The organism is Clostridium sp. CCUG 7971, assembly GCF_017590215.1.
In the GTDB taxonomy this organism is placed as follows: domain Bacteria; phylum Bacillota; class Clostridia; order Peptostreptococcales; family Peptostreptococcaceae; genus Faecalimicrobium.
In genome coordinates, this window is the sequence record NZ_JAFFPK010000151.1 from 1 (window position 1) to 12,603 (window position 12,603).

General features: G+C 28.0%; 16 protein-coding genes. 4 read left to right on the plus strand and 12 right to left on the minus strand.

Annotated elements, in window-relative coordinates:
- Positions 1–41: 41 nt before the first annotated feature.
- Genes pnuC through JWF52_RS16675 form a run of 3 tightly spaced genes read right to left on the minus strand, consistent with a single transcriptional unit; the run spans position 42 to position 2,648 of the window.
- Entirely contained in the window at positions 42–731 is a 690-nt protein-coding gene (gene pnuC / locus JWF52_RS16665) for a nicotinamide riboside transporter PnuC (RefSeq protein ID WP_208334623.1), read from the minus strand.
- Positions 719–1,666: a PfkB family carbohydrate kinase gene (locus tag JWF52_RS16670; protein WP_208334624.1), complete on the minus strand. Its 948-nt coding sequence runs from the start codon at positions 1,664–1,666 to the stop codon at positions 719–721. Before JWF52_RS16670 ends, pnuC begins: the two co-directional genes overlap by 13 nt.
- Complete coding sequence (locus JWF52_RS16675) at positions 1,653–2,648, minus strand: ADP-ribosylglycohydrolase family protein (RefSeq protein ID WP_208334625.1); 996 nt, start codon at positions 2,646–2,648, stop codon at positions 1,653–1,655. Before JWF52_RS16675 ends, JWF52_RS16670 begins: the two co-directional genes overlap by 14 nt.
- Before the next feature lie 271 nt (positions 2,649–2,919).
- Here JWF52_RS16675 and JWF52_RS16680 point away from each other — a divergent pair, with 271 nt between their 5' ends.
- Together JWF52_RS16680 and JWF52_RS16685 are read left to right on the plus strand one after the other, a co-directional pair.
- On the plus strand, positions 2,920–3,645 hold the full coding sequence (locus JWF52_RS16680) for a GntR family transcriptional regulator (protein ID WP_208334626.1): 726 nt from the start codon (positions 2,920–2,922) through the stop codon (positions 3,643–3,645).
- Between the two features lie 162 nt (positions 3,646–3,807).
- On the plus strand, positions 3,808–4,620 hold the full coding sequence (locus JWF52_RS16685) for an Mrp/NBP35 family ATP-binding protein (RefSeq protein WP_208334627.1): 813 nt from the start codon (positions 3,808–3,810) through the stop codon (positions 4,618–4,620).
- Positions 4,621–4,661: 41 nt separating this feature from the next.
- Here JWF52_RS16685 and JWF52_RS16690 read toward each other — a convergent pair whose 3' ends face one another.
- The 3 genes from JWF52_RS16690 to JWF52_RS16700 are packed head-to-tail and all read right to left on the minus strand — an operon-like array spanning position 4,662 to position 5,817.
- Entirely contained in the window at positions 4,662–4,853 is a 192-nt protein-coding gene (locus tag JWF52_RS16690; protein WP_208334628.1) for a hypothetical protein, read from the minus strand.
- A gap of 14 nt (positions 4,854–4,867) precedes the next feature.
- On the minus strand, positions 4,868–5,281 hold the full coding sequence (locus JWF52_RS16695) for a DUF1284 domain-containing protein (protein WP_208334629.1): 414 nt from the start codon (positions 5,279–5,281) through the stop codon (positions 4,868–4,870).
- Complete coding sequence (locus JWF52_RS16700) at positions 5,275–5,817, minus strand: biotin transporter BioY (protein WP_208334630.1); 543 nt, start codon at positions 5,815–5,817, stop codon at positions 5,275–5,277. Before JWF52_RS16700 ends, JWF52_RS16695 begins: the two co-directional genes overlap by 7 nt.
- Before the next feature lie 206 nt (positions 5,818–6,023).
- Between JWF52_RS16700 and JWF52_RS16705 the strand changes: the two genes are divergently transcribed.
- The gene (locus JWF52_RS16705) at positions 6,024–7,631 is read left to right on the plus strand and encodes a Na/Pi cotransporter family protein (protein WP_208334631.1); all 1,608 of its coding nucleotides are present in this window, start codon (positions 6,024–6,026) and stop codon (positions 7,629–7,631) included.
- Positions 7,632–7,724: 93 nt separating this feature from the next.
- Here JWF52_RS16705 and JWF52_RS16710 read toward each other — a convergent pair whose 3' ends face one another.
- Positions 7,725–8,000, minus strand: a complete 276-nt coding sequence (locus JWF52_RS16710) for a hypothetical protein (protein ID WP_208334632.1) — start codon at positions 7,998–8,000, stop codon at positions 7,725–7,727.
- 300 nt (positions 8,001–8,300) lie between these two features.
- On the opposite strand from JWF52_RS16710, the gene JWF52_RS16715 reads away from it, so the two are divergent.
- Positions 8,301–8,918, plus strand: a complete 618-nt coding sequence (locus JWF52_RS16715; protein ID WP_286184238.1) for a lysophospholipid acyltransferase family protein — start codon at positions 8,301–8,303, stop codon at positions 8,916–8,918.
- Positions 8,919–8,960: 42 nt separating this feature from the next.
- Here JWF52_RS16715 and moaC read toward each other — a convergent pair whose 3' ends face one another.
- From moaC to yqeB, 5 genes are read right to left on the minus strand one after another with little or no spacing between them, the layout of a single operon-like run.
- Positions 8,961–9,446 (minus strand): cyclic pyranopterin monophosphate synthase MoaC, encoded by a 486-nt coding sequence (gene moaC / locus JWF52_RS16720; protein WP_353654968.1) that lies wholly within the window; start codon positions 9,444–9,446, stop codon positions 8,961–8,963.
- On the minus strand, positions 9,430–10,389 hold the full coding sequence (gene moaA / locus JWF52_RS16725; RefSeq protein ID WP_208334634.1) for a GTP 3',8-cyclase MoaA: 960 nt from the start codon (positions 10,387–10,389) through the stop codon (positions 9,430–9,432). Before moaA ends, moaC begins: the two co-directional genes overlap by 17 nt.
- A 46-nt stretch (positions 10,390–10,435) precedes the next feature.
- Positions 10,436–10,939, minus strand: a complete 504-nt coding sequence (locus tag JWF52_RS16730) for a MogA/MoaB family molybdenum cofactor biosynthesis protein (protein WP_208334635.1) — start codon at positions 10,937–10,939, stop codon at positions 10,436–10,438.
- Positions 10,940–10,955: 16 nt separating this feature from the next.
- Positions 10,956–11,771, minus strand: coding sequence for an XdhC family protein (locus JWF52_RS16735; protein ID WP_208334636.1), 816 nt, complete (start codon positions 11,769–11,771; stop codon positions 10,956–10,958).
- Entirely contained in the window at positions 11,753–12,583 is an 831-nt protein-coding gene (gene yqeB, locus JWF52_RS16740; RefSeq protein WP_208334637.1) for a selenium-dependent molybdenum cofactor biosynthesis protein YqeB, read from the minus strand. Before yqeB ends, JWF52_RS16735 begins: the two co-directional genes overlap by 19 nt.
- Positions 12,584–12,603 lie beyond the last annotated feature (20 nt).

Below are 12,603 nucleotides of genomic sequence, written 5' to 3' on the forward strand. Positions count from 1 at the left end.
AAATGACAGACTTTTAATATTAAAAGTCTGTCATTTCTAGATTAAGACAATTTTTTATTTAATTTACTCCAATTTATGTATCCATATATCGAATTGAATAGGTATGCCGACCACATTACAATCATAGTAACACTTCCCTCTGGTGTTTGTAATAATATTACCCACATTACAACAGATACAATATTTACGATTATCCATATTAACCATTGTTCTTTATATCTTAAAACTTGTAAGATAAGTGCAACTACTGATGTTACCGTAGTTATAGAATCTATTAGTTGAAGATTTCCACCAAATGATTTAAGTAATTGGTAATACGCAAATATAGACACCATTACTCCTATAAATAACAATATTAAACCTTTTTTAGTTAATGCCTTTGCCTCTACATTTCCATCTTCATCTTTTTTCTTATTCCATAATAAAAAACCTATTATATTCATTGGAATAAAGTAAAGGGCATTTAGCATTACTTCCCCATATAGTTTATTTCCAAAACATAGCCATGCGTATAAAGCTACGTTTATTGTTGCAAAGAAATATGTTGATATCTTTCCTTTAGCACATAAAACAACACCTATAATTCCTGTAACACCACTTATTAAAGCTACTACTGAATCTTTCCATATTACGCTTAATGCTACCATAGTTATAGTCGAAACTATTAACCAAGTTTTTTCAAATAAAGTCCAATCATTTAATAATGACTTCTTATTAGCTACATTTTGCATTTTAAATACTCCCCTTTATTAAATAAATGTTTTTCTATTTTAGGCCCCTTAATACTTACAACTTTAGATGCCACCTCATTTGCTATTTTACAAGAATCTTCAAAGCTATATCCTATTGACTTAGCCGCTATAATACTTGCTAAATGACTATCTCCTGCACCTATTGTGTCAACTACTTCAACTTTATTGCCATCAATTAATTTAATTGATTCTTTTAATCTATTCTTATATTTTGCTATACTTGGATTTAAATATAGCACGCCTTTATCTCCTAGCGTTATAAATACTGTGTTATTACTTTTACTATGTATATCAAATATCGCATCTTCTACACTACTTAATCCTGTATATTCTAATGCTTCTTTATCATTTAAATGAATTATAGGATATAAGTCATATATTCTTTCTAATATATTTTTATCTAAATTAGAAATTCTAGGACCTGGAGCAAAGTAAATATTTAAATGATTATTACTTTCTAAAAAATCACATATTACTTCCCCACTTTTTCCTTCTAATTCATATCCTGATATGTAAATATTTTTATAATCCTTAGAATTTAAAGAACATAGCCATTCTTTTTTAAATTCACATTCTGTTCCTTGAATTGTTATATATGTCCTCTCTCCATACCCTTCAACTAGACATAAGCAATACCCATTATCTTTTCTATTATCCCTTATTAACACTTCATATCCATTATTTAATAAATCCTTCTCTACTAAATTCCCATATATTCCACTTCCTACAGGAACTACTAAATCATGTTCTACTTCAAAGTTTTTAAGTATGTTAGCTACATTGTACGCACAACCTCCAACAGTTAATACTTCTGAACTTGCACATATATCATCTCCTGATTTAGGTAGTTTATCTATTTCTAAAATTTTATCGACTATAGCTGCACCTAATACTAATGTTTTAATTTTTCTCACCTCTTTTTTTATCTAAAATCTCAATATATTTATTTAAATCTACTTCATTTTCTTTATCTAAAACTTCTAAATATTTCTTATTTATTTTTTCTATGCCTGTAAAAGCTCCACATATTGCCGTTGCCATTGCCCCTATTGTGTCAGTATCTCCACCTAAATTAGCACAAAGTAAACTGCATTTATTTGCATCCTTTGCATAATAAGCTATACTTAATGCTGCTGGTACTGATTCACTAGTTATAACACCAGCACCTATTATGTTATAAATACTCTCTAAAAACATATCATCATTTCCATCAAATCTTTTAGCTAATTCTACTCCAATCTTTGCTCTTGCAGCAATAGATGGGTTTATGGTATCAGCCCCTAATTTTAAAGCTATCTTTTCTATTTCATAGACATCTTCCATGACTTTATCAAAGTTATTATTTTCCATAGCTGAACTTACTGCCATAGCTATCATAGATGCTCCTGCTATTGCTATATCACTGCTGTGAGTTATTTTAGAAACTTCATACACATAGTTTGCAATATTATTTTTCTCATTAGCCTTAAATAAGCATCCTATTGGAGCTATTCTCATAGCTGCTCCATTGCTTTGAGCTGTATTTGTAGCTTCACTTGCATCCTTTCCTTCTCTAAAACTTGATAATGCAAGCTTAGAAGTAGGCCCTAGTATATTATTTTCAAATGCATTTTCTTTATCTGCCCAATCTAATAATTTGCTTGCTATATCATTAGAGCTTGGTATAAAGTTTGTATCTATTAATGAATTTATTATTATCAAAGCTTGAGCTGTATCATCTGTATATTGGCCCTTTGTGTAGTTACATGCTACATCATTTTCTTTAGGTCCATCTAAAAAATCTTTTATTTCACCGAAATAACTTTTAACTTTCTTTCTACTCCAAAGTTCTGGCGGCATTCCCATTGCATCGCCTAATGCCATTCCGTATATTGTTCCTGCTATTTTATCTTTCATATGTCCTCCTACCTAATATTCATTACATCTGTTAATAGATGTATAATAAGTTGTTATATATATGATTCATTTTAATTCCCATCATAAATAATGTCAATAGTGTATTTTATTTCTTAAAAAAAGCCTTATTATTATAATCATTTTTACAATTACGCTATACTATTTAATTTTAAATGTCTTTTTATCTGCATACTATAGCTTAATTGTTGTATTTTAACTTTATAAATTGTTATAATATTAAGTACAAATATTGTTAAATGAGGTTTTTATTATGAATAATGTGTTGCCAAAGTATTACGTTATAAAAAATGATATAATAGAAAAAATCAATAACGAAAAATTTACTGCTAATCAACTGCTACCTTCTGAAAGGGAATTTATAGAAGAATATGACGTAAGTAGAATTACAGTAAGACGAGCTATTGATGAGCTTGTTAAAGAAGGATATGTATACAAAATTCAAGGCAAAGGTAGCTTTGTAAAAGGCGATACTCTTAAACAAAAATTAACTAATGTACATAGTTATACTGAAGAAATTATAAATCATGGAATGGTACCATCAAGAAAAATTCTAAATATGGAAATAAAAAAAGTTGATGTAAAAAAAATGAAGAGATTAAATTTAAATGAAAATGATGAAATATTTATTTTAGAGCGTATATATTATGCAAATGATGATCCTATTTGCTTAACTAAAACTGTACTTCCTTATAAATTATTTCCTAAAATTGAATGCTTTGACTTTGTTAATAATTCACTTTACTATATTTTAGAAAATTTCTATAATTTAAAAATTACAAGAGCTAGTCAAGTATTAGAGGCATCAGCTTCGACTACTAAAATTTCTGATAACTTAAATGTTGAAGATGGCCATCCTCTTTTACTTTTCAAAACTATAACTTATGGCTCTTTTGATGGAATTGATGTGCCTTTTGAATATTTTAAATCCTATTTTAAAACTGATAACATTAAGTACTCTATGGAACAATTAAGATAATTTGTTTTTAATAGAGTGTAAGGGGTATATTATAAATATATAATTTTTTATAATTGATTTAATTAATTATAGTGCTAAAATTATATATAGTAGTATTATCTTAAATAATTTTAACAATAATAAAGTATTGTAATAAATATATGTAAATCGGAGGGATGCGAGATGGGAAACTGTAATTCTTGTCCATCAAAAAGTAACTGTAGTAGTCAAGCAACTTGTAATATAGAAAATAATCCTAATAATAAAATAGGTAAAATAATTGGTGTAATGAGTGGTAAGGGCGGAGTTGGTAAATCAACTGTAACTGCACTTATTGCTAAGAAATTAAATAAAATGGGATATAAAGTTGGTATCCTTGATGCTGATATAACAGGTCCAAGTATTCCTAGACTTATGGGCGTTAGAAACGGTAAAGCCTATCAAGGTCAAAATGGTATAATACCTGTAGAAAATTCAAATGGTATAAAAGTAATGTCTATAAATCTTATGACAGATGATGAAAGTCAACCAGTTGTGTGGAGAGGTCCAATGGTTGGTAATATGGTAAAACAATTTTATAGTGATGTACTTTGGGGAGAAGTTGATTATTTATTAATAGACATGCCTCCAGGTACAGGAGATGTTGCTTTAACTGTAATGCAATCTATTCCAATTAGTGGTATAGTTATGGTTTCAGTTCCACAAGATCTAGTATCTATGATAGTATCTAAAGCTGTTAATATGGCTGCTATGATGAAAATAAATATATTAGGTGTTGTTGAGAATATGAGCTACATACAATGTCCTGATTGTGATAAGAAAATAAAGTTATTCGACGGTGAAGAAACTGAAAAATTCTTAAAAGGCATGGAACTAGACCTACTTGGAGAGCTTCCTATGACTAGAGAAATAGTTGATATTACTCATAATGGTGTTGAAGAAGTAAGTGATGAATTAGATTCTACCTTGTCTCAAATAGTTAATAAAATTAAATAATAAAAAACTACCTGCTTATATAAGTAGGTAGTTTTTTATTATTATCTATGCTTTAAATATACAAAATGTTCTTCTAATATATTTTCATACTTTAAAATAATTAAATACTCATTATAGTGAGCATTATACGGCTTAGTAAATTTACAACTAAGTACATACTCATTATCCTCTAGTTCTAATAATTCTACATCCTTTAGAAATTTCCTATCTAATATCTCCCTTAATCTCTCCATTTTTCTACCCCTAACTATAATATAAAAGCTTTACAGTTTGTTATCCTATACCACTCACAATTTTGGCATATATCATCAAAAATTTCTTCTGTAATATTATTATATACTATTTGCTCTAAATCTTTATAGTTATATATACCTTCTTTTATATTAAAATACTCACTTACTTTTAAATCAAGAGCATTTATCTTATCCTGACTAGAGCATGAATTATCATCTATATTATTTGGACATTTATTACATATACTATCTATATTAAATGTTATTTCTACTTTATTATCTTCATTTATATCTGTAGTTTTACAAAAATCATTATAAGCATTTATACTTTTAATAACACGTTTCATATTATCATTGAATTCTTCACTATACCCTTTTCCTTGATATGCTCTCATACATAAAACATGATGTGGTCTTATTTTTAACATGATTTAGCCTCTATTCTAACTCTCTTTGAAATAGTACTTCCAACTAAAGTTGCTAATCCTATTTTAATTAAATCTATAGGTATAAATGGTATTACACAAGCCATAAGGCCTTGAGTAAATGTCATTTTAGTTATAAATGTAAACATCATTGTTCCTATTAAATAATCTATACTTAATCCTATAACCATGCCTATTATTATACCTATTGCATTTTTAAATTTTGATGAAAAGTATCCTATTACTAATGCCATTATAGGAAACCCTAGTATAAATCCTCCCGTTGGACCAACTACTATATTAATTCCTCCTGACATTTGAGCAAATACCGGCATTCCTATAATTCCTATAAGTATATATATTAATTGCGAAATAAATCCATTTTTAGCACCTAATATCAAACCTGATAATGCTACCGCAAATATTTGCATTGTTAGTGGTACGGTTGTAAAAGGTATTGGTATAGATATTTGAGATAATATAGACGTTACACCTGCAAATAATCCACACATTATAATTTCCCTAGTGCTTAATTTCATAACTTCCTCCTTTATTTAACTTTATATTTTAGTTAACTTGTTTTTTTATTTAGGTTTACATTTTAATTATATTATATTTTTTCATTTTGTCAATTCTGCTTATTAAAAAGTTGTAATAAATAGTTAAATATAAAAAGTTTTATATTACATTTTTTGGACACACTATTATAATAGTAAACTTTATTAAGGATTAAGGAGGCAAAGAATTGGATATAGCAATAAGCCTTATTGGAGGTCTCGGGCTTTTCCTATTTGGAATGAATTTAATGGGAGAAGGTCTTCAAAAATCTGCTGGAAACAAATTAAAAAGAATAATAGAACTTTTAACAAGCAATGTTTTAATGGGTGTTTTAGTCGGTACCGTAGTTACAGGTATAATACAAAGTTCTAGTGCAACAACTGTTATGGTTGTTGGTTTTGTAAATGCTGGGATCATGAGTCTTTCTCAAGCAATCGGTGTTATAATGGGAGCAAATATAGGTACTACCATAACTGCTCAGATTGTGTCCTTTAAATTAGAAGGACTTGCACCAGTTGCTCTTGGAATTGGTATTGTTTTATATATGTTTCCTGGTAAAAAAAGATTTAAAAATATTGGAGAAATACTTATAGGTTTTGGTATTTTATTTACTGGTATGGAGTTTATGAAAGATGCAGTTAAGCCTTTAGCTGATCTTCCACAATTTAGAGATGCACTACTATACTTTGGTCATCATCCTATATTAGGTATATTAGCAGGTTTCTTAATAACTGGTATAGTCCAAAGTTCTAGTGCTTCTATGGGTATGCTTATAGCATTAGCTTCTGAAGGGTTATTGCCTCTATCATCTGCTTTACCTATACTTTATGGCGATAATATAGGTACTTGTGTTACTTCTTTGCTTTCTAGTATAGGTGCAAGTATTAATGCTAGAAGAGCAGCTATAATGCATTTAAGCTTTAACGTTATAGGTACTATAATATTTGTTCTTATTTTGAATAAACCAATTGTCGCAATAGTAAGTTCAATAAATCCAACTGACTCTGCTAGACAAATAGCAAATGCGCATACTCTATTTAATATTATAAACGTTATAATATTATTGCCATTCTCTAAGTACATAGTAAAATTAGCTATGAAGTTAGTTCCTCAAAGAGACGATGAAGAATCTACTCATACTACTAAGTATTTAGATGAAAGAATCCTTGAAACTCCTTCTATCGCACTTGGTAATACAGTATCTGAAACTTTAAGAATGGGAAAAAAAGCTACTATTACTTTAGAATCTTCTTTTATAGGCTTTTTAGATAAGGATTCTAGTGAAGTAAAAAAAGCATTTGAGTATGAAGAAACTGTCAATAGATTACAAAAAGATTTACTAAATTATTTATTAAAATTATCTAAGGTTCCTTTAAATGAGGATGAGAGATTTAAGACAGATTTGCTTTTTAATACTATAAATGATATAGAAAGAGTTTCTGATCATGCTGATAATATAGCAGAACTTGCTAATGATGTAATTGAATTAGATATTGATTTTTCAGATACTGCTGTAAGTGAAATAAAAGATATCTATAGCAAAGCTTTATCTAATTTTAAAGATTCATTACTTGCACTAAAAGATGGAGATACAAGTTTAGCGAATAAAGTGTTAGAAGTAGAAAAAGAAGTAAATTATCTTGAAAAATCCTTTAGAAAATATCATATAAATAGATTAAATGAAGGTAACTGTACTATAGATGCTGGTGTTTTATATCTAGATTTAGTTTCTAATTTAGAAAGAATATCTGATCATTCTGTAAATATCGCACAACAGGTTTTAAAACTTCAGTAAAATTTATTTTATAATTTATATATAATTATATTAATAAAAGCTAACTGTAAAATATTTACTTTATTTACAGTTAGCTTTTATATTTTTCTTATTTTAATCTATTATTAATCTAATTATATCTCCATTGTTTCTTTCTAAATATGCTATTTCTCCTGTAAGATTATAATCAAATGCATTAATTAATAGATCTAATAGTTTTTGGCTATCTATAATATCATCCTTGCCACTAAAAAAATCTAGTGCATTATTTTTTACCATTCTTTTTACAAAATCTAATGGTAGTTTTATATGTATTTTATCTCCAGTATGAGACATAACCCTTATTCTTAAGAGTCTCTCTTCATAGGCTCTTGTAATTTGTTTTGGCATAGTTCCTCCTAAAATTTAATATTATATAATGTTTTAATATACTCATACTGTAATTTATATTCTTTATATAATATGCTTTATTCCTTATATTACTATTTAATTATCTGTTAATTTTATATAATAAGTATTTTATGATAAAATACTTATTATATAAAATTATTATTAGGAGATGAATGTATTGTTTAATTATATAAAATTTGCTCTATATCAAATAATAGGTCTTTCTTGTTATCTTCCTACACTTATTAAAATGAAAAAAAACCCTTCTAGAGATGATAATTATAAAAATATTTTTAATTTTTGCATAATCATACTAGAAAATCTCTTGATTTAGTAAATATTGATGTAAGTGTAGTTGGTAAAGAAAAAATACCTAAAATACCGGTATTATTCGTTGTAAATCATTCTAGTATGTTAGATAGCTTTATATTAATGTCTAGTGCGGGGAGACCCATTGGATGTGTAATTGCTGATGAACCAATATGGAAAAGTATGCCTATTATTAACGATATTTTAAAGGCTATTAGATGTGTTTATATTAATAGGGAAAATAATAGAGAAGGTATAAAAAGTATTAATCAAGCTTCAAAAAATATATTATCTGGACTTAGTATGGCAGTTTTTCCTGAAGGTGATTTAACTTGGGTTAAAGATCCAAATGCTTTAATATCAAATTTTAGAAGTGGTGCTCTAAAAATTGCATATAAATCAAAGTGTCCAATAGTTCCTATGGTTATAAAAAATTCAAAAAACACGTATGAAGGCTATCATCCTATTGGAAAAATTCACTCAGCAAAGGTTGAAGTTGAATTTTTAGACCCTGTTTATGATCATATTGAAAATCCTAAAATAAAATCCACTATACTAGCTGAGAATATTAAAAATAATATGATTAAAAAGATGAAATCTATTAAATAAAAAAAGTATGGAATCATCCATACTTTTTTATTTAATATTACCTTAAAATTTAAAGTCCCCTGACTTTCCGCCTGTTTTTTCAAGGACATGTATATTACTTATAATCATTTTCTTATCTATAGCTTTACACATATCATATATTGTAAGGGCTGCAATTGTAGCTGAATTTAATGCCTCCATCTCAACACCTGTTTTTCCAAGGGATTTACAAGTTGCATATATATTTATACTTGAAGTTTCCTCATTTATTTCAAAATCTAGGTCGCATCCAACTAAATTTATTTGATGGCACATAGGTATATTATTAGAAGTATTTTTTGCACCCATTATTCCTGCAACTTGAGCTACTGAAAGTACCTCTCCCTTTTTAACTTGACCATTCTTTACTTTATATAAAGCTTCTTTACTCATTGTAATTGTTGCCACTGCTGTTGCAACCCTTTTAGTATCATCTTTTTCACTGATATCTACCATTTTTGCATAACCTTTTTCATTTATATGAGTTAACATTTTATCCTCCAATTTCATACATGCTTCTATCTGTATCACTACATTGATTTTCTATTAAATAATGTTTTTCTGGTTTACCCAATATTATTTCCCTCATAATTTCTTTAAAAATCATAGGCTTGTGAAGATAATATTTTATGTCTATCTCTTCTTTAGAATGAAGACAAGGTTTTATAGTTCCATTTGATGTTATCCTTATACGATTGCAATCACTACAGAATGAACATCTCATAGGAGTTATCACTCCTATTCTCCCCTTTGCTCCATCAAACTTATAATACTGTGCAGTACTATTTTCATTATCAGTAATTTTATATAATTCCTTTATTCTATCGATTTCAGCCCCTATATTAAAGTATCCACTATTATAAACTTTTTTAGCTTCTCCTAATGGCATTAGCTCTATAAACCTAACATCTATAGGATAATACTTTGCCATCATTATAAAATCATATATTTCATCATCGTTAAAACCATTTATAGCTACACAGTTTACTTTTACTTTAATTCCTAATTTTAAACATGTATTTATAGATTTTAAAACTTCTTTTAATTGGCCATTTCTCGTTATACTTTTATACTTATATTCTTTTAAAGAATCTAAACTAATATTTACACTTTTTAGTCCACTTTCTTTTAATTCATATGCCCTATCAGCAAGTCCGATTCCATTAGTAGTTATTGCAATATCTTCTATTTCACAATCTTCATGTGTAAACTTTATAAGTTCAATTAAATTAGGGTATAAAAGTGGTTCCCCTCCAGTAAATCTAACCTTAGTTATTCCTAAGTCCGACATGGATTTCACTATAAACTTATAATCATTAAAACTTAAATCATTATTTATATAATTCCTTTCAAATTTAACATCAGATGGCATACAATAAACACACCTTAAGTTACATTTATCAGTAAGTGAAATCCTAACATAATTTATTTTTCTTCCAAATTTATCTCTCATAGCTAGTTCTACCCTCTTCGTCTATTATCTATATATTAATTATATACTATTTTTCGACTTTAGTGGCACATTCTGTAGCCTCTCCCTTTAAAATTTCTATTCCATGGCCCAATACATCTATTACAAAGCTTAAATTTTCAACTGCACCTTTAGGACTGCCTGGTAAATTTATTATTATTGAATTTTTCCTTATTCCACTTAATCCTCTACTTAAAATAGCCTTTTTAGTTATTTCACTAGATTTCATTCTCATATATTCACTAATTCCTGGTATTTCCTTTTCTAATACCTCTTTAGTAGCTTCTGGAGTTATATCACGCTTAGAAAATCCTGTTCCTCCATTAGTTAAAATTAAATCTGATTCTCCATTATCACAAATATTTATAAGCTCTTCTTTTAACATTTCTTTATCATCTTTAATTAATTTATAACTTACAACTTTATACATCCCATTTTTTTCAACAAATTCAGTTAATTTTTTCCCTGTTATATCTTCTCTTAATCCTTCATATCCCTTATCACTAAGCGTTATTATTGATACCTTAAACATACTTTACCTCCATATTTTATTTATCTATTCTAAGATTTTTATTTTTTCTATGAGATAAGTCTCCCTTATTTTTTACTAATAGCAATTCCGCTATTATTCCAAAAGCTATTTCATCAACTTCATTTGATGAAATATTAAGCCCTACTGGTGCATAAACTTTCTCTAATAGTTCTTCACTAACCCCTTCTTCTATTAACTCAGATTTTAAAGTTATCCATTTTTTACGGCTACCAATCATTCCTATATAAGATGCACTTTTATTTATTATAGCTCTTAAAGCTTCTAAGTCTTTTTCATATCCACGAGTCGCTATTACTACATAAGTATTATCATCTATTCTCATATCACTTAATATATTAGCTATTTCCCCTGAATAAACTTCTTCTGCATTTTTAAATCTTTCTTTATTAGCAAATTCTTCTCTATCATCAACTATTATAGTATAAAAATCTAAAGACTGTGATACATTATATAAACTATGTCCAACATGTCCTCCTCCAACTATCAAAAACCTTGGTCTTGGTTTAAATATTTTTATATATCCTTTTACACTTCCACCACACTGCATTGGCGTATCTTGTGAATTTCCACTAAGTATGTGTTCAAATAAACTATCTTCTTTAGTTTCTAGACATTCCTTGCATTTATTTATAATTTCGTGTTCTAATATTCCACCACCAACAGTTCCCATTGTACTTTTGTTCTTAAAATAACATAATGTTGCTCCTTGTTTACCAGGGCTTGACCCTTTAACCTCCATCAAAGTCGCAAACGCTACCTCATTTCCTAGTTTTAACTCATTATTTATTCTTTCTAACATTTTTTCGTACATGTAAATACCTCTCTATTTGACAATATAGCTTCTAATACACTTCCAGATATACATCTTCCTTTATCAGATATTGTATAAGAATTTTTCAGATCTTCTATTCTCGGATCTATATCTAATATCTTCAAGTTACTAGTTACTATAGCTCCATCCCTTATGATACCTCTTAATAATCCATCTATAGTCGCTTTTACTTCATGTTTGTTATTATTTTCATCAATTATATAAGCTAATAGTTGATTCTTTTTTACTATGTCCCCTATATGTGCTAAAGTTTTAATTTTTCCACTATTATTTGAATATACTACTCTTTCTTTACTTACCCCATTTATACTTCCAGGTATCCCTGTATTCTTCATAGCAATCCCTTTTGTAATTATTCTTCCTAAATTATGACCTCTCATAGTTTCAATAACAATATCTACATCTTCTCCTGCACAAAATCCAGGGCCTAGACCTATTGTTAAATCTGCCATATCCTTAGTTGTTCCAAGATTTTTTTTAGCAAGTATTGCATCTATTACTACACTTGGTTTTAATTTTTTTATATACTCTCCTCTAGTATCTACTACTAAAGCAACTTTTCCTTTATTTACTGTGTTTTCTATTTCATCAATAGTCTTACAAAGATTGCAAACTACGCCTTCTACAGTAATCTCACCATTATAAACTGCTTCGCTAAAGGCTACTTTTCTTCTTATAGCTAACGGGTTATCTATTTCTAATGCAACTACTTTAAATCCACATCTATTAAGTCTATGTATAATAGCTGTAGATAAATCTCCTGCCCCTCTTACTACTATAATATTTTCCATAGAATTTTCCTCAAACTTTT

Excerpts from the sequence above, each read along its gene's own strand:
- pnuC (WP_208334623.1), bottom strand. The coding sequence starts at position 731 with ATGCAAAATGTAGCTAATAAGAAGTCATTATTAAATGATTGGACTTTA.
- JWF52_RS16675 (WP_208334625.1), bottom strand. The coding sequence starts at position 2,648 with ATGAAAGATAAAATAGCAGGAACAATATACGGAATGGCATTAGGCGAT.
- JWF52_RS16680 (WP_208334626.1), top strand. The coding sequence starts at position 2,920 with ATGAATAATGTGTTGCCAAAGTATTACGTTATAAAAAATGATATAATA.
- JWF52_RS16685 (WP_208334627.1), top strand. The coding sequence starts at position 3,808 with ATGGGAAACTGTAATTCTTGTCCATCAAAAAGTAACTGTAGTAGTCAA.
- JWF52_RS16690 (WP_208334628.1), bottom strand. The coding sequence starts at position 4,853 with ATGGAGAGATTAAGGGAGATATTAGATAGGAAATTTCTAAAGGATGTA.
- JWF52_RS16695 (WP_208334629.1), bottom strand. The coding sequence starts at position 5,281 with ATGTTAAAAATAAGACCACATCATGTTTTATGTATGAGAGCATATCAA.
- JWF52_RS16700 (WP_208334630.1), bottom strand. The coding sequence starts at position 5,817 with ATGAAATTAAGCACTAGGGAAATTATAATGTGTGGATTATTTGCAGGT.
- JWF52_RS16710 (WP_208334632.1), bottom strand. The coding sequence starts at position 8,000 with ATGCCAAAACAAATTACAAGAGCCTATGAAGAGAGACTCTTAAGAATA.
- moaC (WP_353654968.1), bottom strand. The coding sequence starts at position 9,446 with ATGAAATTGGAGGATAAAATGTTAACTCATATAAATGAAAAAGGTTAT.
- moaA (WP_208334634.1), bottom strand. The coding sequence starts at position 10,389 with ATGAGAGATAAATTTGGAAGAAAAATAAATTATGTTAGGATTTCACTT.
- JWF52_RS16730 (WP_208334635.1), bottom strand. The coding sequence starts at position 10,939 with ATGTTTAAGGTATCAATAATAACGCTTAGTGATAAGGGATATGAAGGA.
- JWF52_RS16735 (WP_208334636.1), bottom strand. The coding sequence starts at position 11,771 with ATGTACGAAAAAATGTTAGAAAGAATAAATAATGAGTTAAAACTAGGA.
- yqeB (WP_208334637.1), bottom strand. The coding sequence starts at position 12,583 with ATGGAAAATATTATAGTAGTAAGAGGGGCAGGAGATTTATCTACAGCT.